This is a genomic window from Acidovorax sp. LjRoot66, from assembly GCF_964253305.1.
Lineage (GTDB): Bacteria > Pseudomonadota > Gammaproteobacteria > Burkholderiales > Burkholderiaceae_C > Acidovorax.
The window spans coordinates 3,762,910-3,785,927 of sequence record NZ_CAXUQU020000001.1; the positions used below are offsets into that span (position 1 = coordinate 3,762,910).

Annotated in this window: 20 protein-coding genes; 14 read left to right on the forward strand and 6 right to left on the reverse strand. The window is 67.6% G+C overall.

Annotated features, from left to right (window positions below; genetic code table 11):
• Nucleotides 1–17 precede the first annotated feature (17 nt).
• Genes ACSQ3Y_RS17780 through kaiC form a run of 4 tightly spaced genes read right to left on the reverse strand, consistent with a single transcriptional unit; the run spans nt 18 to nt 4,766 of the window.
• The gene (locus ACSQ3Y_RS17780; protein ID WP_436178298.1) at nt 18–2,327 is read right to left on the reverse strand and encodes an ATP-binding protein; all 2,310 of its coding nucleotides are present in this window, start codon (nt 2,325–2,327) and stop codon (nt 18–20) included.
• Nucleotides 2,324–2,662, reverse strand: coding sequence for a circadian clock KaiB family protein (locus ACSQ3Y_RS17785; protein ID WP_057202897.1), 339 nt, complete (start codon nt 2,660–2,662; stop codon nt 2,324–2,326). The genes ACSQ3Y_RS17780 and ACSQ3Y_RS17785 overlap by 4 nt, the downstream gene beginning before the upstream one ends.
• Before the next feature lie 5 nt (nt 2,663–2,667).
• Complete coding sequence (locus tag ACSQ3Y_RS17790; protein ID WP_057267475.1) at nt 2,668–2,994, reverse strand: circadian clock KaiB family protein; 327 nt, start codon at nt 2,992–2,994, stop codon at nt 2,668–2,670.
• 5 nt (nt 2,995–2,999) lie between these two features.
• Complete coding sequence (kaiC, locus tag ACSQ3Y_RS17795) at nt 3,000–4,766, reverse strand: circadian clock protein KaiC (protein ID WP_436178299.1); 1,767 nt, start codon at nt 4,764–4,766, stop codon at nt 3,000–3,002.
• Nucleotides 4,767–5,083: 317 nt separating this feature from the next.
• Between kaiC and ACSQ3Y_RS17800 the strand changes: the two genes are divergently transcribed.
• From ACSQ3Y_RS17800 to ACSQ3Y_RS17850, 11 genes are all read left to right on the forward strand, one after another.
• Nucleotides 5,084–5,383 (forward strand): hypothetical protein, encoded by a 300-nt coding sequence (locus ACSQ3Y_RS17800; protein ID WP_436178300.1) that lies wholly within the window; start codon nt 5,084–5,086, stop codon nt 5,381–5,383.
• Between the two features lie 106 nt (nt 5,384–5,489).
• Nucleotides 5,490–5,669, forward strand: a complete 180-nt coding sequence (locus ACSQ3Y_RS17805) for a DUF3606 domain-containing protein (protein ID WP_057202893.1) — start codon at nt 5,490–5,492, stop codon at nt 5,667–5,669.
• A gap of 11 nt (nt 5,670–5,680) precedes the next feature.
• The gene (locus tag ACSQ3Y_RS17810) at nt 5,681–6,685 is read left to right on the forward strand and encodes a Ku protein (RefSeq protein WP_436178301.1); all 1,005 of its coding nucleotides are present in this window, start codon (nt 5,681–5,683) and stop codon (nt 6,683–6,685) included.
• Nucleotides 6,686–6,718: 33 nt separating this feature from the next.
• Nucleotides 6,719–9,265, forward strand: coding sequence for a DNA ligase D (ligD, locus tag ACSQ3Y_RS17815; protein ID WP_436178302.1), 2,547 nt, complete (start codon nt 6,719–6,721; stop codon nt 9,263–9,265).
• A 43-nt stretch (nt 9,266–9,308) separates the two neighbouring features.
• On the forward strand, nt 9,309–9,941 hold the full coding sequence (locus tag ACSQ3Y_RS17820) for a response regulator (protein WP_057202890.1): 633 nt from the start codon (nt 9,309–9,311) through the stop codon (nt 9,939–9,941).
• 103 nt (nt 9,942–10,044) lie between these two features.
• Nucleotides 10,045–10,836 carry an esterase/lipase family protein gene (locus tag ACSQ3Y_RS17825; protein ID WP_436178303.1) on the forward strand — a complete coding sequence of 264 codons (792 nt, stop codon included), beginning with the start codon at nt 10,045–10,047 and terminating at the stop codon, nt 10,834–10,836.
• A complete protein-coding gene (locus ACSQ3Y_RS17830) occupies nt 10,830–11,624 on the forward strand; it encodes a DUF72 domain-containing protein (protein ID WP_436178304.1) in 795 nt (264 codons plus the stop codon). Before ACSQ3Y_RS17825 ends, ACSQ3Y_RS17830 begins: the two co-directional genes overlap by 7 nt.
• A 170-nt stretch (nt 11,625–11,794) precedes the next feature.
• Nucleotides 11,795–12,280, forward strand: a complete 486-nt coding sequence (locus tag ACSQ3Y_RS17835) for a CZB domain-containing protein (RefSeq protein WP_428000883.1) — start codon at nt 11,795–11,797, stop codon at nt 12,278–12,280.
• 139 nt (nt 12,281–12,419) lie between these two features.
• Nucleotides 12,420–15,071: an excinuclease ABC subunit A gene (locus tag ACSQ3Y_RS17840; protein WP_436180133.1), complete on the forward strand. Its 2,652-nt coding sequence runs from the start codon at nt 12,420–12,422 to the stop codon at nt 15,069–15,071.
• A gap of 176 nt (nt 15,072–15,247) precedes the next feature.
• Nucleotides 15,248–17,368 carry an ATP-binding protein gene (locus ACSQ3Y_RS17845; protein WP_436178305.1) on the forward strand — a complete coding sequence of 707 codons (2,121 nt, stop codon included), beginning with the start codon at nt 15,248–15,250 and terminating at the stop codon, nt 17,366–17,368.
• Between the two features lie 305 nt (nt 17,369–17,673).
• Nucleotides 17,674–18,747, forward strand: coding sequence for a mechanosensitive ion channel family protein (locus tag ACSQ3Y_RS17850; RefSeq protein WP_428000881.1), 1,074 nt, complete (start codon nt 17,674–17,676; stop codon nt 18,745–18,747).
• 178 nt (nt 18,748–18,925) lie between these two features.
• On the opposite strand, the gene ACSQ3Y_RS17855 is transcribed toward ACSQ3Y_RS17850, so the two are convergent.
• Complete coding sequence (locus ACSQ3Y_RS17855) at nt 18,926–19,513, reverse strand: flavin reductase family protein (RefSeq protein WP_428000880.1); 588 nt, start codon at nt 19,511–19,513, stop codon at nt 18,926–18,928.
• A 109-nt stretch (nt 19,514–19,622) separates the two neighbouring features.
• Between ACSQ3Y_RS17855 and ACSQ3Y_RS17860 the strand changes: the two genes are divergently transcribed.
• The 3 genes from ACSQ3Y_RS17860 (at nt 19,623) to ACSQ3Y_RS17870 (ending at nt 21,665) form a co-directional block, all read left to right on the forward strand.
• Nucleotides 19,623–20,108 (forward strand): MerR family transcriptional regulator, encoded by a 486-nt coding sequence (locus ACSQ3Y_RS17860; protein ID WP_436178306.1) that lies wholly within the window; start codon nt 19,623–19,625, stop codon nt 20,106–20,108.
• Complete coding sequence (locus tag ACSQ3Y_RS17865; RefSeq protein WP_428000879.1) at nt 20,029–20,445, forward strand: carboxymuconolactone decarboxylase family protein; 417 nt, start codon at nt 20,029–20,031, stop codon at nt 20,443–20,445. Before ACSQ3Y_RS17860 ends, ACSQ3Y_RS17865 begins: the two co-directional genes overlap by 80 nt.
• Before the next feature lie 200 nt (nt 20,446–20,645).
• Nucleotides 20,646–21,665 (forward strand): sensor domain-containing diguanylate cyclase, encoded by a 1,020-nt coding sequence (locus tag ACSQ3Y_RS17870; RefSeq protein ID WP_436180134.1) that lies wholly within the window; start codon nt 20,646–20,648, stop codon nt 21,663–21,665.
• A 16-nt stretch (nt 21,666–21,681) separates the two neighbouring features.
• Here ACSQ3Y_RS17870 and ACSQ3Y_RS17875 read toward each other — a convergent pair whose 3' ends face one another.
• Nucleotides 21,682–22,767, reverse strand: coding sequence for a hypothetical protein (locus ACSQ3Y_RS17875; RefSeq protein WP_057202881.1), 1,086 nt, complete (start codon nt 22,765–22,767; stop codon nt 21,682–21,684).
• Nucleotides 22,768–23,018: the final 251 nt, after the last annotated feature.

The following is a 23,018-nucleotide window of genomic DNA, read 5'->3' on the forward strand; positions in this document are numbered from 1 at the left end:
GCGCCGGATCATGCGGTTCACTGGGGCGCGGCCGGCCGCGTGCGGTCGGTCTGCCCATCCATCATGTCGCGCACCTTCCTGGCCAGTGCCGTGAGCTCGAAGGGCTTGGTCATGACCTCCATGCCGGCATCGAGCAGGCCATTGCCCACGGCGGCGTTCTGGGCGAAGCCGGTGATGAACAGCACTTTCAATTCGGGCCGGTCCTGGCGGGCTGCGTCTGCCACCTGGCGGCCGTTGAGGCCGCCGGGCAGGCCCACGTCGGTGATCAGCAGGTCCACGCGGCGCATGGCTTGCAGGGTGCGCAGGGCGCTCGGGCCGTCGTGGGCCTCGACCACCACGTAGTCGGCGTCCTTGAGCACCTCCACCGTCAAGGTGCGGATGGTGCTTTCGTCCTCCACCACCAGAAGGGTCTCGCCCTCGCCCTGCTGCACGGTGTCGGCAGGGCCATCGGCCGCGTCTTCCAGAACCTGGCCGTCATGGCGCGGCAGGTACAGGCGCATGGTGGTGCCCACGCCGACTTCGGACTGCACGCGCACGTGGCCGCCCGACTGGCGCACGAAGCCATACACCATCGACAGGCCCAGGCCGGTGCCCTGGCCGGTGGGCTTGGTGGTGAAGAAGGGGTCGAAGATCTGCTCGATCAGCTCGGCCGGCATGCCCGAGCCGGTGTCGGTGACAGACAGGCACACGTAGTCTGCCGCAGGCAGGCCCAGGCTGCGCAGCACGGTGTCCGTGGCCGCGATGTTGGCGGTGACTATGGCCAGGTGCCCGCCGCCGGGCAGCATGGCGTCGCGCGCGTTGATGCACAGGTTGAGCAGCGAGTTTTCCAGCTGCGAGGGGTCCACCCGGGTGGTCCACAGGCCCTCGGCGGCCGTGCACTCGACCTGCACGTCCGGCCCCACGGTGCGGCGCACCAGTTCTTCGAGCCCTGCCACCAGCCGGTTGAGGTCGGTGGCCCTGGGGTCCAGTGTCTGGCGCCGGGCAAAGGCCAGCAGGCGCTGGGTCAGCGCGGCGGCGCGCTTGACCGAGTCCTGGCCCATGCCGATGTAGCGTTCGGCCTGGTCGAGCTTGCCCTGGCGCATGCGCACCTTGAGCACCTGCAGGCTGGCGCTCACAGCGCCCAGCAGGTTGTTGAAATCGTGCGCAATGCCGCCCGTGAGCTGGCCCACGGCCTCCATCTTCTGCGACTGGCGCAGTGCCTCTTCAACCGCCATCAGCTCGCCCGTGCGCGCCGCCACGGTGGCTTCCAGGTTTTCATTCACATCGCGCAGCCGCGCCTCGCTGAGCGCCAGGGCATTGGCGCTGCGCACCCGTTCGCAGACGGAGCGGATGCGCTCGGCAAACTCGCGCACGAAGTCGATTTCATCGGCTGTCCAGTGGCGCGCGTCCGCATGGTGCAGGAACAGGATGGCCACGAGCTTGCCCTGCTCGATCAGCGGCACGCTCAGCAGGGCGCGCACGCCCTGGGTATCGAGTGTGCCTTCTGGGTAGCGCTCCGGGTCGGCCCCGGTGTCGGCAACCACCAGGGGTTCTCCGTGCCAAAGACCATCGGCGCAGGAGCCCAGGTCGTGCATGCGCCAGGTGCCAGCCAGCGTGGCCAGGCCGTGGGCGCACCAGTCCTGGTCGATGGTGCACAGCTCGCCCGTGTCGTCGATGGTGCCGTAGCACACGCGCGCCAGGCGCAGTGTCTCGCCCAGCAGGCGCGCCCCCTCCTGCGCCATGCCTGGCAGGTCGCCCACCTCGCGCAGACGCTCCGGCAGGCGCGCCAGCAGGTTGCGCCAGTGCTCAGCGCGCCGGCGCTGGGTGATGTCGCGCACCACGGCCAGCGAACCCAGGGGCCGGCCCAGTGGGCCGAGCAGGGGCGAAACCACGGCCTCCACATCGATCAGCCGGCCATCGTTCAAACGGTGCAGGGTGCCCAGGGTGGCCAGCGCCCCTGGTGCGGCAGGTGACACATCCGGTTCGCCCATGCCAGGCATCTCGGTAAAGATGAACTGCCGGGGCTGGCCCAGCACATCGGAGGACCGCACGCCATAGAGCCGCTCTGCGGCGGCGTTGATGTACATCACCAGCCCATCCTGGTCGAAGGCGAAGACGGCGTCCTCCATCTGGCCCAGCACGTCCTGGCGCAGCTGGTCGGTGGCCGCGTGTGCACTCTCCAGCGTGTAGATGGCGTTGTTGACGACAAGCGCATCCACATCGCCGGTGTGGATGGCATGCAGCGTTTCTTCCAACTCCTGCAGCCGCAGCCTGAGCGAGGCGTTCTCGGCGGCAAGGGCGGTCTCTCCGGCCAGGCTCGGGGCGGGGTCGAATCCGTTTGCTGTCATGCGGCCCCCTGCGCCGGCAGTATGCCGAAGGCCCTGCGCAGCCGGTTCAGGTCCGACAGGTCGCCGATGAAGCGGCGCTGCGGCAGCGGCGCCAGGCGCAGCAAGGTGGGCGAGACGATGATCTGGTCGGCACGCGCCAGATCCACATGTTCGGCGATGTTCAGCACCGTGAGCAGGTGCGTGCCGGGATAGGCCTCCTGCAGAATGCGGCGCGCGTTGGCGATGGCACGCAGCGAGATCGGCGAGGCCATGCTCACGTAGAGCCGGTAGTCGTTGGGCTGCGAAACCTCGGCGGGCTGTTCGTGCTGGGCATGGCGGGTTTCGGTAGGTGCCATGGGGTTCAAACGAGGGGCTTCACATCGAGCCCGACGAGTACACGTTCCTCGTTCGACAGGTCGCCGATGATCTTGCGGATCGGCTCGGGGAACTTGCGCACCAGGGTGGGTACGGCCAGGATCTGATCGCCCGCCGCCAGTTGCGGGTTGAGCAGCAGATCCACGACTTCGATACTGTAGCGCCCGGCCAGATGCGTCTCGCACAGGCGCTTGAGGTTGTCCAGCGCGGCATTGGAGCGGGGGGTGGAGCCGGCCACGTAGAGCCTGAGCTGCCACTCGGGTTTGAGCGGCTCGGCGGTGGGCCTTTCGCGCAGGGTGGAGGGGGTTGCCATATCGATCATCCTTTGGGCGACGCGGGTTGAGGCGCGACCTTGCCGCCGGTGCTGGCGGTACCGCGCTTGGCCGCAATGCTGCGGGCACGCTCCTGCGCGCCCAGGGCCTCCATGGTTTCGCGCTCGATGGCGAACTCCACCTCGCCGGCCCGCTCCAGTGCCTCTGTGTTCAAGGCCGCGATCTGAGCGTCCAGGGCCTTGCGGCGGTTGGCCAGGTCGCGCAGGCGGCGCTCGTGGTCGCGCCCGCGCAGGTCGTTGGCGGCCAGCACCTGCGCCTCATGCGCGACGCGTGCGGTGCCGGTGAGCACCTGGTCGCCATAGAGGTACACGTCCACCAGGTCCACGCCCGTGTCGGAGAAGACGAATTCGCGCACCTGGTTGGAGTGCGGCATGCCGCGCGACTTGAGCACCTGCAGCGTGCGCGTGCGCTCGCCGTTGACGGCCACGTTGGCCAGCAGCAGCCAGCTGTCCATGAGCGAGGACACTCCGACTTCCGACGTGGCGACCGGCAAGGGCGCCGCATCGGCCGTGAGGCTGGTGAGCAGCGCCGTCGTGCCCTCGGTCTTGAGGAAGTCGATGAGCCGCATCAGCGTGAGCTTGAGGCCCGAATCATCTTTCTGCGCGGTTAGGTTGCTGATCGGGTCCACCGCCACCACTTGCGGATGCAAGTCGCGCACCAGGTCGTACACATGGGCCAGGTGCTGCTCCAGCCCCTGCAGGGTGGGGCGGGTGGATTCGATCTTGAGCAGGCCCTTGTCCACCCAGCGGCGCAGCTTCAGGCCGATGGACTCCATGTTGCGCAGCAGCTGGCTCTCGGACTCTTCGTAGGTGAAAAGGATGGCCTTCTCCCCGCGCGCGCAGGCCGCATCGACGAAGCTGGCGGCCATGCTGCTCTTGCCCGTGCCGGGCGCGCCCGACACCAGCAGGCTGCTGCCACGGTAGATCCCCTGGCCACCCAGCATTTCATCGAGCCCGCCAATGCCCGTGGACATGCGCTCGCGCGATGCCTGGTGGTTCAATGCCATCGAGGTGATGGGCAGCACAGAGATACCATGCCTGCCGATCAAAAACGGGTATTCGTTGGTGCCATGGGCCGAGCCACGGTACTTCACCACGCGCAGGCGGCGGGTGGAGACCTGGTCTTCGATGCGGTGGTCCAGCAGTATCACGCAGTCGGCCACGTACTCCTCCAGCCCATAGCGGGTGAAGGCGCTCTCGCCGCGCTCGGCGGTGATGATGGCCGTGACGCCCTTGTCCTTGAGCCAGCGGAACAGGCGGCGCAACTCGGCGCGCAGGATGGCGTGGTTGGGCACGCCGGCAAACAATGCCTCCACGGTGTCCAGCACCACGCGCTTGGCACCGATCGAATCGATGGCGTAGCCTAGGCGGATGAACAGGCCCTCCAGATCGTATTCGCCGGTCTCCTCGATCTCGCTGCGCTCTACGCGCACGAAGTCCAGCGCCAGCTTCTTTTGCTGCTGCAACTGGTCAAGGTCGAAGCCCAGCGAGCGCATGTTCTCTACCAGCTCCTCGGTCGACTCCTCGAACATCATGAAGACGCCAGGCTCTGCATACTCCGTGGCGCCCTTGACGAGGAACTCCGCCGCCAGCATGGTCTTGCCGCAGCCCGCTGCGCCGCACACCAGGGTAGGGCGGCCGGCGGGCAGTCCACCTTCGGTGATTTCATCGAGGCCTGCAATGCCGGTGGGCGACTTCGCGATGCCTGCAGACGTTTCAGCAGGAGCATTCTTCTTGTTTCTGGTGGCTGCCATCGGTGCGCGATCAAGAATAGATGGGATGGAGTGGGCTGCAATGGAAACCCTCCGGTACTGGGACCTGCAATGTCCCTGCAGGCACAGGCCACGGCGAACGTGACCGGACGTAAACATCGTAGGAAATCCGCAGGCATGGCTCTGTAGGACACGGCCGGATTGCACTGCGCGGGCTGGCCCTGACTCTTGCGCGCATGCGGTTCAGGCTGCAGAATTTGCCAAGCCAGCTGCCGTGGCAGCCAACGCTGATTTGCCATCCGCCCATCTCATCGGAGGTCACCATCGCCCACCCGCCCGGTCAGGACCAGCTGCAGAAAGTGCGCTGCTACACCCTCTTTTTCCCTGGAGGGCGCGTCTACGCGGGCGACACCGAGGGCCACCTGATCGCGTTGGCACTCGTCACGCACCGGCAGGGCCGCTACAGCTATACGCTGGAGGGCAGCGGAGTCGCGGGCGGCGGGCTGGCCACTGTCCAGGCCTTGCTCGAAGCCGTTGCCAGCCAGCTCACGGCGGACTTCGTCGAAGCGCAGTTCCACCACTGCCCCGATCTGGCCCGGGCCGATGTCTTTGACCTGACGGCCGGGCCTCACTTGCACATACGTCTGCAGACCCCCTGACGCCCAGGCCGGGCATTTCGCCGGGGGGTGGATCGGCTGCTGTCCTACAAGGCCGTCCTGAGGCGGGTGGTAATTTCCAGAGCACCCTCTGAGAAGGAACCACGCCATGAGCGACGACCACAGCAAGACCGCCCAAGACCGCCATTTCATCAGCCTCGCCGAGCACTACGAAGTGCGCGACTGGACCAACAGCCTGGGCGTTACCGAGGCGCAGCTGCGCGAGGCCGTGGCGGCCGTCGGCTCCTCGGCCGACAAGGTGCGCGAGTACCTGAGCCACGCCCGCTGAGGGGCATTGCGATGGCCCAGGACAAAGAGGACGCAGGCAAGGCACCGACTTCCACCCGCACGATGTGGAAGGGGGCCATCAGCTTTGGACTGGTGCACATTCCCGTGGGGCTGTACTCGGCCACGGCGAGCTCGGGCATCGACTTCGACTGGCTCGACAAGCGCTCCATGGAGCCCGTGGGCTACAAGCGCGTGAACAAGGTCACGGGCAAGGAGATCGCCACGGCCGACATCGTCAAGGGCATCGAATACGAGGACGGGCACTACGTGGTGCTCACGCCCGAAGAGATCGCGGCCGCCTACCCCAAGATCACGCAGACCATCGAGATCGAGACCTTTCTCGATGCCGACGAGATTCCCTTCGTCTACCTGGAGCGGCCCTACTACACGGCCCCGCTCAAGCGCGGCGAGAAGGTCTATGCGCTGCTGCGCGAGGCCCTGCGCCAAAGCAACAAGGTGGGCGTGGCCAAGGTGGTCATCCAGTCCAAGCAGCACCTGGCGGTGCTGATCCCCTGTGGGCGCGCGCTGGTCCTGAACCTGCTGCGCTGGGGTGGCGAGATCCGTTCGTTCGAGCAGCTGAACCTGCCTCCCCTCGACGCCAAGGCCGCTGGCATCAAGCCGGCCGAAATGGACATGGCGCTGCAACTCATCGAGGACATGACGCAGGCCTGGGATGCCGACAGCTTTCGCAATTCCTTCGCGCAGGAGATCCACAAGCTCGTGGAGACCAAGGTGGCCTCGGGCGAGACCGCAGCCGTGGTCAAGGTCGACAGTGGCAAGGAAAGCGCCCCGGCCGGCGCCGACGTGCTGGACCTGACCGCGCTGCTCAAGCGCAGCCTGGAGGGCAAGGGCGGCAAGGCAACTGCGGTACAGGCCAAGGGCAAGCCGGCATCGGTCACGCCCTTGCCCGCAGCGAAGAAGACTGCGGCGAAGAAGCTGCCTGCAAAAAAGGCCGCCGCCAAGGCCCCGGCGAAGAAGGCGCCCGCCAAGAAGACCCTGGCGCGCCGGGCGGCCTGAGGTATGGCGAAAGAGATGGCGAAAGACCACCCCATGGCCGACTCCCTTGCCCTGTACAAGCAAAAGCGCAACTTTGCCATCACGCCCGAGCCAGCCGATGGCGGGGCGCCGGGTGGGGAGGCGCTGCAGTACGTGATCCAGAAGCACTGGGCCAGCCGCCTGCACTACGACCTGCGTCTGGAGCTCGACGGCAGCATGAAGAGCTGGGCCGTGCCCAAGGGCCCGAGCCTGGACCCGTCCGACAAGCGCATGGCCGTGCAGGTGGAAGACCACCCCATCTCGTACAACACGTTCGAGGGCCAGATACCCCCCAAGCAGTACGGCGCCGGCAAGGTCATCGTCTGGGACCGGGGCTACTGGGTGCCCTTGGGCGATGCGGCCGAGGGCTACCGCAAGGGCAAGCTCAAGTTCGAACTGCATGGCCACAAGCTCAAGGGCCACTGGACGCTGGTGCGCATGCACGGCAAGGGTGGCAAAAGCGATGAACGGCAGCCCCCGTGGCTGCTGATCAAGGAGCACGACGATTTCGAGCGGCCGGCTGCAGAGTTCAGTGTGGTGGAGGAAATGCCCGACAGCGTGGCCTCGCTGGCGCCCCTGGCACCGCCCCGGCCCGCAGGCATTGCGCGTGGTGCCGTGGTGCAGGCCAAAGCCGCCAAGCTCGCCAAGGTGCCGCTGCCCGACACCCTGGCGCCGCAGCTGGCCACGCTGGTGGACAAGCCGCCAGCGGACACCACGGACTGGCTTTGGGAGCTCAAGTTCGACGGCTACCGCCTGCTGGCCCGGGTGCACAACCGCTCGGTGCGCCTGTTCACGCGCAACGGCAACGACTGGACGCACCGCATGCCCCAACTGGTCAAGGCCATCGGCGAGCTACCCCTTTCGTCTGGCTGGCTCGACGGCGAGGTGGTGGCCCTGGACGCACACGGCACGCCCGACTTCCAGGCCCTGCAGAACGCCTTTGACGCCAGCGTGGCCAAGGACCTGGTGTACTACGCGTTCGATCTGCCCTATGCCGATGGGCACGACCTGCGTGGCCTGCCCGTGGTGGAGCGCCGCGAGATGCTGCGCGCCCTGGTGGAGCAAGTGGCCAACGACCGCGTGCGCTTCAGCGAAAGCTTCGAAGCCAAACCTTCCGACCTGGTGTCGTCGGCCTGCCACCTGGGCTTCGAGGGCGTGATCGGCAAGCGCAAGTCGGCGGCCTATGCCTCCCGGCGCAATGCCGACTGGATCAAGCTCAAGTGCAGCCATCGGCAGGAGTTCGTGGTCTGCGGCTACACCGACCGGCAGGGCTCGCGCACCGGCATCGGCTCGCTGCTGCTCGGCGTGCATGGCGACGATGGTGCGCTGCGCTACGCGGGCAATGTGGGCACGGGTTTCACCGAACGCACGCTGCAGGAGCTGCACACCAGGCTCACCGCGCTGACCACAGCCAAGAGCCCGTTCCCCGAGGGCACTGCCGTCGGCAGAAAGGCCCACTGGGTCAAGCCGCGCCTGATTGCCGAGGTGTCGTTTGCCGAGTGGACCAAGGAAGGGCGCATCCGGCACTCCGTATTCCACGGCCTGCGCGCGGACAAGCCGGCCCGGACCATCGCGCAGGAGAAGCCGCAGGCCATGGAAGCCATCGACAAAAAGAAGAAACCGGCCCGCAAGGCTGGTGTTGCCAAGGCATCCGATGCGCTGCCCGACTCGCTGCGAATCTCGCACCCCGACCGCGTGATCGACCCTTCCACCGGTATCACCAAGATCGAACTGGTGCGCTACTACGCCACCGTGGCGCCGCTGATGATGGAGCACCTCAAGGGCCGGCCCGTCTCGCTGGTGCGCGCGCCCGATGGCGTGGGCGGCGAGCTGTTCTTCCAGAAGCACCTGGACAAGGGGGCCATGGACGGCGTCACGCTGCTCGACCCCGCTCTGGACGAAGGCCATGCGCCGCTGCTCGAAGTGGCCAAACCCGAGGGGCTGCTGTCGGCCGCGCAGATGAACGTTCTGGAGTTCCACACCTGGAATGCGCGCAAGGACCGCATCGAGCGGCCCGACCGCATGACCTTCGACCTCGACCCGGGCGAGGGCGTGCCGTGGGACAACGTGCTGGAGGCGGCCCAACTGGTGCAGGTGATGCTGCAGGAGCTGCACCTGCCGGCCTTTCTCAAGACCAGCGGCGGCAAGGGCCTGCACGTGGTCGTTCCCCTCAAACGCCTGCAGGGTTGGGATGCGGTCAAGGGCTTCTCGCAAGCCGTGGTGCAGCACCTGGCCGAGACCATCCCGGCGCGCTTTGTCGCCAAGAGCGGCCCGCGCAACCGGGTGGGCAAGATCTTTGTGGACTACCTGCGCAACGGGCGCGGGGCGACCACGGTGAGCGCCTGGTCCGCGCGCTCACGCGAGGGCATGGGCATCTCGGTGCCGGTGTCCTGGTCCGAACTGGGCCAGCTCACCAGCGGCGCGCACTGGACGGTGCGTACGGTGGGCGAGCGCCTGCGCCAGGGCAATGCGCCCTGGGACGGCTATGCGGCGGCGGCCGTGTCCCTGTCGGGTGCGATGCGCCTGCTGGCGTATGTGCCCAAGGATGCAGCCAGGAATTGACGGTACTTACACCAGTTTTTCATTAACCAAAGAAGAAGACGCAATGATCAAGATCGGCATCGTGGATGACCACAAAATTGTTCGTGCAGGCCTGCGCCAGTTCCTGGCCGACCATGTGGATCTGCGGGTGGAGGGCGAAGCCTCCAACGGGCGCGAGGCCATCGACCTCATCCGCGAGCATGACATCGACGTGCTGGTGATGGACCTGGCCATGCCCGGGCAGAGCGGGCTCGATGCCATGTCCATGCTGCGCGCCAAGGCGCCGGACATGGGCATCCTCATCCTCAGCGGCTACCCCGAGGAGCACTACGCCATCAACCTCATCCGCCAGGGGGCCAGCGGCTACCTCAACAAGGATTGCAAGCCCGCCGACATTGTCGAGGCGATCCGCGTCATCGCGCTGGGCAAGCGCTACCTCACGCCGACCGTGGCCGAGCTGCTGGCCCAGCAGCTCAACCGCCCGGGTGAGCGGCCCCCGCACGAGCACCTGTCGGAGCGCGAGTTCCAGGTGTTCCTCAAGCTGGCCCAGGGCGCCAACGTCGGCGACATCGCCGAAGACCTGTCGCTGAGCGTAAAGACCGTGAGCACCTACCGCACCCGCCTGATGGAAAAGCTGCACCTCGACTCCAACAGCGACCTGACCTACTACGCGCTCAAGAACAACCTGATCCAGTAGGCTGGAGCGCGTAAGACAGCGCCGACCCGAGCTTGGGGCGAAGTGCTGCACGGCGCCAGAGCCCGTGACGGCACCATGGAGGCCAGCCTTATCGGAGCCCTCCATGCCCAGCAGATCGCCATCGAACTCGCCCATTCGCCCCCCTTCGTACGCACTGCTGGCGCTTGAGCCCGTGCGCGCCGGATGGGAGTTTGCGCAGCACCAGGTGATGCGCGAAGCCGCCTTGCCCCAGGGTGATCGGCATGCCGTCGTCGTGTTTCCCGGTCTGGCCACCAATGGGCTGGTGACGCGGCCCTTGCGTTCGTTCTGCGAGCGCCTGGGTTACCGCTGTTTCGACTGGGGGCAGGGGCTCAATACCGGCCCCAAGGGTGAGATCGATGCCTGGCTCGACACGCTGGCGCAGGACGTGCAAGCGCGAACCGCCGGCCATGCCGCGCCCATCAGCCTGATTGGCTGGAGCCTGGGTGGCATCTATGCGCGCGAAGTGGCCAAGCGCCTGCGCTCACGCGTGCGCCAGGTGATCACCATCGGGACGCCGGTTGCGGGCGCCGCCGAACACACCAACGTGGGACTGGTGTACCGCCTGCTCAATGGCAGCACGCCCCCGGCCGACTCCAAACTGATTGGACAGCTGCGCACGGCCCCGCCAGTGCCTACCACGTCAATCTACAGCAGGACCGATGGCGTGGTCGCCTGGCAGGCATGCAGAGACATGAAGCGAGCCGGACGCGCCGAATCCATCGAAATCGAGGGCAGCCATTGCGGCATGCCCTGGAACCCAGCTGTGCTGAGGGTGGTGGCGGACCGCTTGGCCCAGCCATTGCATGCATGGCGCCCCTACGCACACAGCGGCGCCGGCTCGCAGGGCATGCGAGCGTCTGCCGCCCCATGCTGACGCCCGCAGGGGTGGCCCACAGCCCTGCACATCCGAGCGACACCGCCGTTGCACCCCTGATGATCGGCACCGCGGGCTGGGGCCTGCCGCGTGCCAGTCAGCACCGGTTTGCCTCGGCAGGCCCTGCTGGCTCCCATCTGGAGCGCTATGCACAGCACCTGCCGGCTGTCGAGATCAACTCGTCGTTCTACCGGTCGCACCAGCGCAGCACGTACGAACGCTGGGCTGCGGCCACGCCGCCCGCGTTCCGCTTTTGCGCCAAGCTGCCGCGCAGCATCACGCACACGGCGCGCCTGAAGGACACCGAGCCCTTGCTGCAGGCCTTTCTGGACCAGGCGGAGGGCCTGGGTACCCGCCTGGGCTGCCTGCTGGTCCAGCTGCCGCCCAGCCTGTCGCTCGACATTGCGGTGGCCGATGCGTTCCTGGGCAGCCTGCGGCGCCGGCATGCCGGGGGCGGCATTGCCGTCGAACCGCGCCATGCCAGCTGGTTCACGGCCGAAGGGGATGCACTGCTGGCCCACTGGCGGGTCGCCCGCGTACTGGCCGACCCGGTGCTGCACGACCGTGGGCGGGCACCCGGCGGCTGGCCCGGGCTGGTCTATTGCCGGCTGCACGGCTCGCCCCGCGTGTACTACTCGGCCTACGACGCCGCGCTGATCCAAGCCCTGGCGCTGCGGCTGCAGGCGGCCACGCGCGAGGCGGGCAGCGTGTGGTGCATCTTCGACAACACGGCCCGCGGCGCCGCGACGGACAACGCACTCGATCTGCACGGGGCGGTGCGGGGCTGAATCCAGTTTGGCTGGCGAGGGACAGCGGGGCTAGATCATTTGGGTTATGGATTTCGGTGGCCGCTTCATTCAGCATCCATGCGTCGCCGCCGATCCGGGGCTGATCCGGCAGGCACGCATGGACAACGTATGGGGATGGCCGCTCAATGGCGGAACAAAGAGGAATGAAGATGGGATTTTTCACTCGGTTGCTCAGGGTCCGTGAGCGAGTCCGATCCAGCCCTGAAGCAGCCTGGGACCCGGAGGACAACGCCAGCGAACTTGTGCTGGACGACGAGGTTGCCGACCACTTCACCCTGGAGATGGACATCGACGCATACATCGCCATCCACGAGCGCTGGCGCACCCGCCTGGAGGACATGGCCCATGGCCGCACGTCCGAGGTGATGCGGCCGGAGCTGATCTGCCAGGACCATCGGTGTGACCTGGGCCGCTGGCTGTTTGGAACCGGACACGCGCGTTACGGGCAGCACACGGTTTTTGCCATGCTGGTGGCCCGGCACCAATACTTTCATCAGCAGGCGGCTGCCGTGGTTACCTTGTTCCAGGCGGGCGAGCAGCAGCAGTCGCTCAGGGTGCTGGGCAGCAGTTGCCGCCACGCGTCCAACCAGGTGGTGCTGCTGTTGAAGGAACTCAAAGGTGCCGCCGTGCGCTGAGCCAGGCCAGGCCAGGCGCTTCGGGGCGAAGGGTGCAGGGCGCAGGTGCTGGCCGAGCAGCACCGCAATAGGGTCCGCCGGTCCCCGTTAGGATAACCCCCCGATGCCCCCGATTTCCCCGGCCTCGCGCCGTGCCCCGATGCCTCCTGTCTCCCCTGACCAAGCTTCTACATCCCCGCCCCGTGGCATGGTCCGCGTGCGCGGCGCCCGCGAGCACAACCTGAAAGATGTGGACGTGGACATCCCGCGCGATGCGCTGGTGGTGTTCACCGGCGTCTCGGGGTCGGGCAAGTCGTCCCTGGCCTTCGGCACGCTGTTCGCCGAGGCCCAGCGGCGCTACCTCGAATCGGTGGCGCCCTATGCGCGGCGCCTCATCGTGCAGGCCGGCGTGCCTCAGGTGGACAGCATCGACGGGCTGCCGCCCGCCGTGGCACTGCAGCAGCAGCGCGGTACGCCCAGCACGCGTTCTTCGGTGGGCAGCGTCACGGCGATATCGAGCCCGCTGCGCATGCTGTACTCGCGCGCCGGCCGCTACCCCGCCGGCCAGCCCATGCTGTATGCCGAGGACTTTTCGCCCAACACCCCGCAGGGCGCCTGCCCGCACTGCCATGGCCAGGGCAGGGTGTACGAGGTGACGGAGCAATCGATGGTGCCCGACGATTCGCTGACCATCCGCGAGCGCGCGGTGGCCGCGTGGCCCCTGGCATGGCAGGGGCAGAACCTGCGCGACATCCTCACCACCCTGGGCCACGACGTGGACGTGCCCTGGCGCAAGCTGCCCAAAAAGCTGCGCGACTGGATCCTCTTCACCGACGAGCAACCCACCGTGCCGGTGTACGCGGGTTTCAGCATCGACGAGGTGAAGGATGCGATGAAGCGCAAGCTCACCCCGAGCTACATGGGCACCTTCACCGGTGCGCGGCGCCACGTGCTGCATACCTTCACCCACAGCCAGAGCGCGCTGATGAAAAAGCGCGTGGCACAGTACATGGTGGGTACGCTGTGCCCGGTGTGCCAGGGCAAGCGGCTCAAGAGCGAGGCGCTGTCGGTCACCTTTGCCGGGCACGACATCGGCAGCCTGTCGCAACTGCCGCTCACGGCGCTGGCCGAACTGCTGCGGCCTGCGGCCGAAGGGCGGCTGGGGGAGGGCGACCCCACGCCCGATGCGCCCGCAGGCCGCGCCAGAAGCAAGCGCCCTGCGGCCCACGCCGCCGCGCCCGACGTGCACCGCACGCACTGGCTGTCCGAAGAAAAGGTGATTGCCGCCCAGCGCCTGGCCAGCGACCTGCGCAAGCGCGTGCTGGCCCTGATCGACCTGGGCCTGGGCTATCTCTCGCTCGACCGCAGCACCCCCACGCTCTCGCCAGGCGAACTGCAGCGGCTGCGCCTGGCCTCGCAGCTCTCGTCGCAGCTGTTCGGCGTGGTCTATGTGCTCGACGAGCCCTCGGCCGGCCTGCACCCCGCTGATGGCGAGGCGCTGCTGTCGGCGCTGCAGGGCCTGAAGGCCGCGGGCAACTCGATCTTCGTGGTGGAACACGACGTGGCCACCATGCGCCGCGCCGACTGGCTGGTGGATGTGGGGCCGGCGGCGGGCGAGCACGGCGGCGAGGTGCTCTACAGCGGCCCGCCGGCCGGCCTGGCCGTGGTGGAGCGGTCGCAGACGCGGCACTACCTGTTCGGCGATGCAGCCCGTGGCGTCGTGCAGCGCACGCCGCGCCAGGCCCAGGGCTGGCTGCGGCTGGAAGGCATCACGCGCAACAATCTGCACGGACTCGATGCTGCGTTTCCGCTGGCCTGCATGGCAGCGGTGACCGGTGTCTCGGGCTCGGGCAAGTCCAGCCTGGTGAGCCAGGCCCTTCTGGAACTGGTCTCGGCCCACCTGGGACGCCCGGTGGTGGCGGACGAGGAGGACTCGGCCGGCGCCATGCCCGACGATGGCGAGGCCCCAGCGGGCGATGCCGCTCTGGTGGCCGGGCGCATCGCGGCGGGCAGCGAGCACATCCGGCGCCTGGTGCAGGTGGACCAGAAACCCATTGGCCGCACGCCGCGCTCCAACCTGGCCACCTACACGGGCTTGTTCGACGGGGTGCGCAAGCTCTTTGCCGCTACGCCGGCCGCACGCAAGCGGCGCTACGACGCGGGGCGCTTCTCGTTCAACGTGGCCAAGGGCCGCTGCGCCACCTGCGAGGGCGAGGGCTTCGTGAGCGTGGAGCTGCTGTTCATGCCCAGCGTGTACGCGCCATGCCCCGCCTGCCACGGCGCGCGCTACAACGCGGCCACCCTGGAGATTGCCTGGAACGGCCTGTCCATCGCCGACGTGCTGGGCCTCACGGTGGATGCCGCCTGCGATGCCTTTGCCGGCGAACCCCAGGTGCTGCGCCCCCTGGCGGTGCTGCGCGACATCGGCCTCGGTTACCTGCGCCTGGGCCAGCCCGCCACCGAGCTGAGCGGCGGCGAGGCCCAGCGCATCAAACTGGCCACCGAACTGCAGCGCCCACAGCAGCGGGGTGGAACCCTTTACGTGCTGGACGAGCCCACCACCGGCCTGCACCCGGCCGACGTGGACCGCCTGCTCGCGCAGCTCGACGGCCTGGTGGCTGCAGGCAACACGGTGGTGGTGGTCGAGCACGAAATGCGCGTGGTGGCGGCCTGCGACTGGGTGATCGACATCGGGCCCGGCGCGGGCGAGGAGGGCGGGCGCATCGTGGCAGAGGGCACCCCGGCCACCGTGGCGGCGGCCAAGAGCAGCCGCACGGCGCCGTACCTTGCACAGGCCCTCGGCTTGGGCTGAGCAAGGGGGGCAGTGTCGCGCCCTTGCCACGCCCCTGCAAGTTGGCGGCGCCTGCACGCCAGCGCGCGATATTCCCCACGAATTCGTTGATACTTTGAGGGGGGCGACCAGGCCAGCCGACCCCGAACAACAACTGGCAGCCAATCCTGGGAACAACGACATGGGAACCACCGGTGGTGCGTGAAGACAACCAGTCCAGAGCCCGGGCCTCGGTGAAGTGGCTTCGGCTGCTGGTCCTGCTGAGCGTGGCCGTGCCCTTGTTCATCTACCTGGTGTTCGGGGCTGTGGGCTATGTGGATGCACGCGAGGAGTCCGAGTTGCGCGTGAGCCGCTCGCTCAGGGTGGCGCATGAGCATGCGGCCAAGGTGATGGCCGCGTCCGAGGCGCTGCAGGACCGGGTGCTGGCCATGGTCAGCGGCAGGAGCCCGCAGGAGCTGCGCATCCATGCTGCCGACCTGCATGCGGCCATGCTCGCCCGGGTCAAGGACCAGCCGCAGATCCAGTCCATCTGGGTCATCGATGCCGAGGGCAAGCCCATCGCCAGCAGCCGGTTTGCGCAGGTACCGGTGTTCGAGGTGTCTGACCGCGATTACTTTCAGTTCCACCGCCTGCAGCCGCCGGGCCAGCGCTACCTCTCGGCGCCTCTGGTCGCCCGGACCACGCAGGAGAAGATCATCGACATCAGCATCGGCTTCGAGGACCACAATGGCCAGTTCGGGGGTGTCGTCAACGTCAGCCTGCTCGCCGGGTACTTCCAGGACTTCTACAGCGACCTGGTGGCCGACGAGCCCGGCCTGGCGGTGAACCTGTTCCGCGAAGACGGCGCCATCTACACGCGCTGGCCCCTTGTCGCCAATGCACCCGACCGGCTGGCACCGAGCAGCCCGGTGATGGAACGCCTGCTCAAGGGCGAAGCGGCTGCCCAGATGCGTGGCATTTCGTCGGTGGACCGGCAGGACCGGATCATCGCCTACCGCAAGGTGGGCAGCTACCCCCTGTTCGTGGGCACGGGCATGAACCTGACTGCGCTGCGCAACGAAGTGCTGCGCCAGCTGGGCGCGCTGTTCGCCCTGGGCGCGCTGCCCGTGGCCGCGCTGTTCTTTGCCGCGCGCATGGCGCTGCGCAATGCCCGCACCGCGCTCTTGACCATGGAAAGCCTGGAAAAGGAGATCGTCACCCGCCGCCGCGCCGAAGAGGCCCTGCTGCAGGCGCAAAAGCTCGAGGCCCTGGGCCGGCTCACGGGCGGCGTGGCGCATGATTTCAACAACGCGCTGATGGTCATCAGCAACAACCTGCACCTGCTCAAGCGCACGGTGCCCGACGCGGGTACCCGCCAGCTCGACTCCATCGCCCGGGCCGTCAAGTCGGCCACCAACCTCACGCGCCAGTTGCTGGCCTTCTCGCGCCGCCAGCCCCTGGTGGCCGAGCATGTCGTGCTGCAGGACAAACTGCCCTCCATCCAGGACCTGATCGCCCCCGTGCTGGGCAGCCAGGTGCAGTTGCAGGTGCGGGTGGACCCCGCCACCGCCCCCGTGGTGCTGGACCTGGCGGAACTGGAGCTGGCGCTGCTCAACCTCTCCATCAACGCGCGGGACGCCATGCCCAAGGGCGGCACCCTCGAGATCCATGCGCGCAACGCCAGCGAGAGCGAAGCGGGCCAGGGTATGCCCGCCATGGTGCTCGTCGAGGTGGCCGATACGGGCACGGGCATCCCGCCGGAGCTGCTCAGCAAGGTGTTCGAGCCCTTCTTCACCACCAAGCCCGTGGGCGAGGGCACGGGCCTGGGGCTCAGCCAGGTGTACGGCATGTGCCAGCGCATGGGTGGGCGGGCCGAGATTGCCAGCGAAGAGGGGGTCGGCACGCGCATCCGCCTGTACTTTCCGAGCACGGAGCCGCAGGCGGCGAGCGAGGAAGCGGGCCCCGCTCCGTCGCTGGCCCCGCTGGGCAAGACCCTGCTGGTGGTGGAAGACAACGACGAGGTCGCGGCCTCCCTGGTGCCCATCCTCGAATCGCTGGGCTGCAGCGTGACGCGGATGGACCGTGCGGCCAAGGCGCGTGTGCTGCTGGAGCAGGGCGAACGGCCCGACCTGGTGCTGTCGGACGTGGTGATGCCCGGCGAGATCGACGGCGTGGCCCTGGCCACGCACATCCGCGCCACATGGCCCGCGCAGAAGCTGCTTTTGATGACCGGCTACGCCGAGCAGCTCGACCACATCCACCACCTGGGCTTCGAGGTCCTGCCCAAGCCCTGCACGCCGCAGATGCTGCATGCGGCGATCGCGCGCATCACCCGGTAGGCGGTGTCCTACGGATTTGCATCCAGTCGGAGAACTGGGCGGGGAGCCGCAGAAAGTGCGTTATTGCCGGGTGCAGCCAGAACATACTGCTGCGGCAACGGACCGCGAGGCCAGGGCCACGGTACAACTGATCAAGGCCAACCACATCAGGCTCTATGGAGCATTGTCGGCATTGGCTGACATGCTGCTGTGCAGCAATTTTCGACAATGGCGGCTTCACCGTTTGCGGAGCCGCCTATGCCGGATACCCGAGAGCCCAGGCGCCATGCCTTGCCGATGCAGGGGACGCCCCCTGCCGTACCCGCATGGATGTGATGGACTGGTTCGACCCCACTTCGTGGACCCACACCGGCGCGGTGGCCGTGGCTGCCGTTGTGGTGGCGGGCATCGTGCACCGCATTGCCACCATGGTGCTCCGGCGGGCCACAGGCCAGGTGCCCGTGTTGCACGCGGTGTTCGAGGCCTGCGTGCCGGTGGTGCGATTGCTGCTGCCGCTGATGGCGCTGCAGCTGGTGTGGCAGGCGTCCAGCGATGAGCTGCGCCACATCGCCACGGTGCGGCACTTCAATGGCCTGGCCGCCATTGCCGGCACCTGCTGGCTGCTGATCGCGGCCATCGGCGGGCTGGCCGACGGGGTCATCGCCAAGCACCCGGCCGATGTGGAGGACAACCTCACCGCCCGCCGCATCGCCACCCAGGCACGCGTGCTCTCGCGCACCGCCATGACGGCCGTGGTGATGGCCGGCCTGGCGATGATGCTCATGACTTTTCCCGGCGCGCGCCAGGTGGGCGCGAGCCTGCTGGCGTCGGCCGGCGTGGTGGGCATCGTCGCGGGTATCGCCGCGCGGCCGGTGTTCAGCAACATGATCGCGGGCCTGCAGATCGCGCTGGCCCAGCCGTTTCGCATCGACGACGTGCTCATCATCGAGGGCGAGTGGGGCAGGGTGGAGGAGATCACCGGCACCTACGTGGTGCTCAAGATCTGGGACGAGCGGCGCCTGATCATCCCGCTGCAGTGGTTCATCGAGCACCCCTTCCAGAACTGGACGCGCACCAGCTCCGAGATTCTGGGTACCGTCTTCATCTACGCCGACTACGCGCTGCCGCTGGACCCGCTGCGCGAGGAGCTCAAGCGCGTGCTCGATGGTGCGCCAGAATGGGACCAGCGCGTGAGCGTGCTGCAGCTCACCGAGGCGACGGACCGCACCATCCAGATCCGCGTTCTGGTCTCGGCCCGCTCCTCGGGCCTGGCGTTCGACCTGCGCTGCCGCGTGCGCGAGGCGCTGGTGACCTTCATCCAGCGCGAGTACCCCGATTGCCTGCCGCAGGTGCGGGTGCCTGGCGGCGCTGCGGCCGGTGCGCTGTTGCAGCAGAAGTGATGTGTGCCATGGAGCGCCGGTTTCAGAGGCTGGGAGTTTTTTTGGCCGTGTCCGAGGAGCGCGTCAACACGCCTCGGATCTAGGCGCAAAGCGCAGCCATGGCTCGGGCTATGGCGAGCATTTGCTTTCGACGAGCCGGGGTGTTTTGGCGTGCAAGGCGGGCATGGACGAAAGACTCTCAGGCCTTGCTGGCCGTCTTCGCCACCAGCGATTCGCCAATCGCATAGAACTGCCCGCCGGCCACATAGTGCAGGCTGCGCCACTCGGGTCCGGCCGTCTCGAAGTGCCAGTGGCCGCCCGAAAACACGCGCGTATCGGCCCAGGCGCCCACCACCTCGCCGATGAAGAGGTCGTAGGCCTGCTGGTTGTGCGGCTCGGGGATGAGCCGGCAGGCCAGCCATGCCGAGCAACCTGCGACGAAGGGCAGGTCGTGCCCTTCGATGCCGAACAGCTCCACGCCGTGGTGGCGCAGCTTGTCCTTGTCCTGGTGCAGGCTGGTGTTGCCCACGTCGTGCGTGAGCTGCATCTGCGCGGCTGTGGGCACCTGGATCACGAAATGGCCGCTGTGCTCGACCAGCGCGCGCGTGCGCGTGGCCTTGTCGATCACCACCGTGAGCTTGGGTGGCGCAAAGTCGAGCGCGCAGGCCCAGGCGGCGGACATCACGTTGTCCACCCCGGCGTGGCGGGCCGAGACCAGCACCGTGGGGCCGTGGTTGAGAAGGCGGTAGGCCTTGGTCAGATCGACCGGGGCCAGATGGCTGTTCATGGGATTCCTTGGGGGTTGCAGGTGCGCTGGCGCAGCGAATCTTCCAGCGATGATAGGTGCGCTTTAATCCCTTGACTTGGAGTGCACTCCAACTTTTAGGATCGGTCCCATGGCATTCCATCTCACCATCTCCGAGGTCGCCGAGCGCACCGGACTGACCGCACACACCCTGCGCTACTACGAGCGCGCAGGGCTGATCGCGCCCGTCCACCGCGCACCCGGCGGCCAGCGCCGCTATGCGGCGTCGGACATGGAGTGGATCGGATTCCTGCTGCGCCTGCGCGAGACCCGCATGCCCATCGGGCAGATGCAGGCCTTCGCCAGGCTTCGCGGCGAAGGGAATGCGACCGTGCCAGATCGGCTCCAGATGCTGGAGCAGCACCTGGCCGACGTGCTGGCGATGATCGAGTCCATGCAGCGCTCCGCCGGGGCGCTGCAGGACAAGATCGCCCACTACCGGGCCTTGGAGACGCGTTCCCTTCCAACCGCACCCCCGCCACCTAAAAGGAAACCCAGTGCTTCAAGCCTTCCCCAAACATCCCGCCCCCGACCGCTACCAGCAGGGCCTGGCCAAACTGCGCGAAATCGACGGTGAGGCCGGCGAACGGGTGATCGACAGCCTGGCCAGCATCGCGCCGGACTTTGCGCGCTACCTGATCGAGTTCCCGTTCGGCGACATCTACTCGCGCCCCGGCCTGGATCTGCGCAGCCGCGAGATCGCCGTGGTTGCGGCACTCACCGCCATGGGCAATGCCGCGCCGCAGCTCAAGGTGCACCTGCAGGCAGCGCTGAACGTGGGCGTTACGCGCGAGGAGATCGTCGAGGTCATCATGCAGATGGCCGTGTACGCGGGCTTCCCGGCGGCGCTCAACGGCCTGGCCGCGGCGCGCGAGGTGTTTGCCGCGCAGGAACTGGAGGGCGTGTCTGTGTGAGGGAAAGGTGAGTTGCTGCACGTCATGACAGGTTGCTGGATCGCCCGCAGCGGCTGCAGCTCGATAGCAAAAAGCGGCTCTATCCTGCATTTCTTCGTGTGGCAATAAATTAATTGCCACAATTGGCGTACATTGCCAGCATGGGCTGCGTCCGCAGGTGGACTGACATGCCAACCATGTACCCCATCGTTGCTGCTGCCATGGACCCGCTTCTCGCCCGACTTTCCGACTCCGTCGTCCAGGCCAAGACGCTGGAAGAACTGACCCGCCCGCTGCTGGAGATGCTGGAGAAGGTCACGCGGCTGGAATCCACCTACCTGACCACCATCGACTTCCAGCGCGCGCTGCAGCACGTGCTGTACTCACGCAATACGCGCAAGATGGAGATTCCCGAGGGCCTGACCGTGCCCTGGGGCGACACCCTGTGCTACCGCGCCCTCAAGGAAGGCCGCATGTTCACGGCCGACGTGCAGGGCTGCTGGGGCGACTCGGAGGCTGCAGCCGCCCTGGGCATCCAGACCTATGTGAGCATGCCGGTGCGGCTGTCCGACGGCGCGGTCTATGGCACGCTGTGCGCAGCCAGTGCCGAGCGCACCGAACTCACTCCCGAGACCGAGAAAATCCTGCAGCTGTTCGCCGGCCTCATTGCCCAGCAGGTCGAGCGCGAGCAACTGCTGGAGGAGCTGCAGCGCAAGAACGAATTGCTGTCCACCATGGCCTTGCTGGACCCCCTCACCGGCGTGCCCAACCGCCGCGCCCTGTTCGAAGAGCTGGAGCGGCTGCAGGCGCGCTCACGGCGCTCGGGCAGCATGGTGATGGTGGCTTTTCTCGACCTCGACGGCTTCAAGCAGGTCAACGACAGCCACGGCCATGAGGCGGGCGACGCCTTGCTGTGCGCCATTGCCGGCCAATTGCGCGCTGCCATGCGCGAAAGCGACTTCCTGAGCCGGTTCGGCGGGGATGAGTTCGTCTTCGTCGGCCCGGGCCCGCAGCGCGAGCAAGACGCCGACGAAGCCATCCACAGCCTGCGCCAGCGCCTGCAGCAGGCCACGGTGTGCCGCATTCCGTTGGCCGGCCAGCGCACCCTGGAGTACCCGGGGGCCAGTGTGGGCGTCGTCTGCTCCGACCCCGGGCTGAATACGGCCGACGCGGCCATCCGCCATGCGGACGAGGCCATGTACCAGGCCAAGCACGAGCGCCGCAGCGCGCTGCAGCACTGAGGCCTGGCGCCCCGACTCAGCGGTCGTCCGCCGCGCAGTCTGCCGCTGGACGCACATTGGTCATGCACTGCGCAAACGTACGCGCCTTGGCCCACATCGCTGCATTGACCTCATGGCCGGCGCCTGGTGCGACGTAGGTGTAGAACGCAGCGGGCTTCCTGGCCCCGTCGGGGATGGCCGTCAGGATGCGCGCCCGGGCGCCCGAGGCCCCGTAGCCCGAGCTGCCCAGACCGACCGGCGGAAACAGCTGGTCGGCGCTGCCCGAGACCGCTGCGACGCGGATGGCGGCACCGTTGACCCGGAAATCGTTGGGCTGCTCGTAGGTCGTGCCGGTGGCATTGCAGTCGTAGTCGCAGCCCCCGGCGAGCGCGATGGCGCCCTGCAGCCGGTGCTTGGTGGCCACCGTGAAGATGAGGTTGCTTGAGAACGAGGTGCCGGCCACGACGATGCGGCTGGTGTCGATGGGCAGGTTGCGCTCGGCGACGGCGGCCTTGATCGCGGCCAGGCCCAGCCCGAAGTCCGAACTGGCGATGTCGAAGGTCTCGTTCACGTTGGTGCGGGCGATCAGCGGGCTGCTCCAGTTGTCGCAGCCGCGGTACTCGAAGGTGGCGGCGGCCATGCCGGCAGCGCTGAACTGGTCCATCCCGGCCGGGTCCTGCGGCACGGGTGCCGGCGGATTGCCATTGGGAGCCCAGCCCGCCAGGCTAATCACCAACGGCACCTTGGCCTGGGCCGTGGCACCGGCCGGGATCTTGAGGGTGATGGCCGCCTGGGGCAGGTTCGAGCAGGTGGCGACGACCCGGCCCTGCGCGTTGTACCAGTACTGGGTATTCGGCTGGGGCGCATAGGCCAGCTGGAGGGTCTGGGCTGCGCCGCCGCCGCCACCACCACCCGGGTTGCCGGCCGGGGGCGTGGCTGCTTCCAGGCCGAACCGCCCGTCTGCGCCGTAGCGCAGCACCACGTTGGTATATACATCGGCTCCCACTGTCAGGCTGGGGATGCGCAACGCGCCATCGTTCAGGTTGAGGGTTGCCTGCGCGCTTGCGAGCGGGCTGTGGGCCGCGATCGCCGCGGTGATGGCCAAGAGGCAGAAATGCTTCATCGGACTACTCCAGTTGGAAGGGCAGGAAGGGCTGGGGATGCTTGGGTGCCTGCCGCAGCTCACGCACTTGACTCCTGGAATGCCGGCTTGGCGTTGTGGATCGATGATTCCAGGTGCGCCAAGGTTAGGTCTGAAGGGCCTGGGGAACAAGCCTTCGGCCGCGCTGGAGTGTTAACTACTTCTCGATCCGGGGGCGCAAATTCAGGCTTTCGGGCCTGGGGCAGGCGCGTCCCCTGCCATTGCCCGCTCGC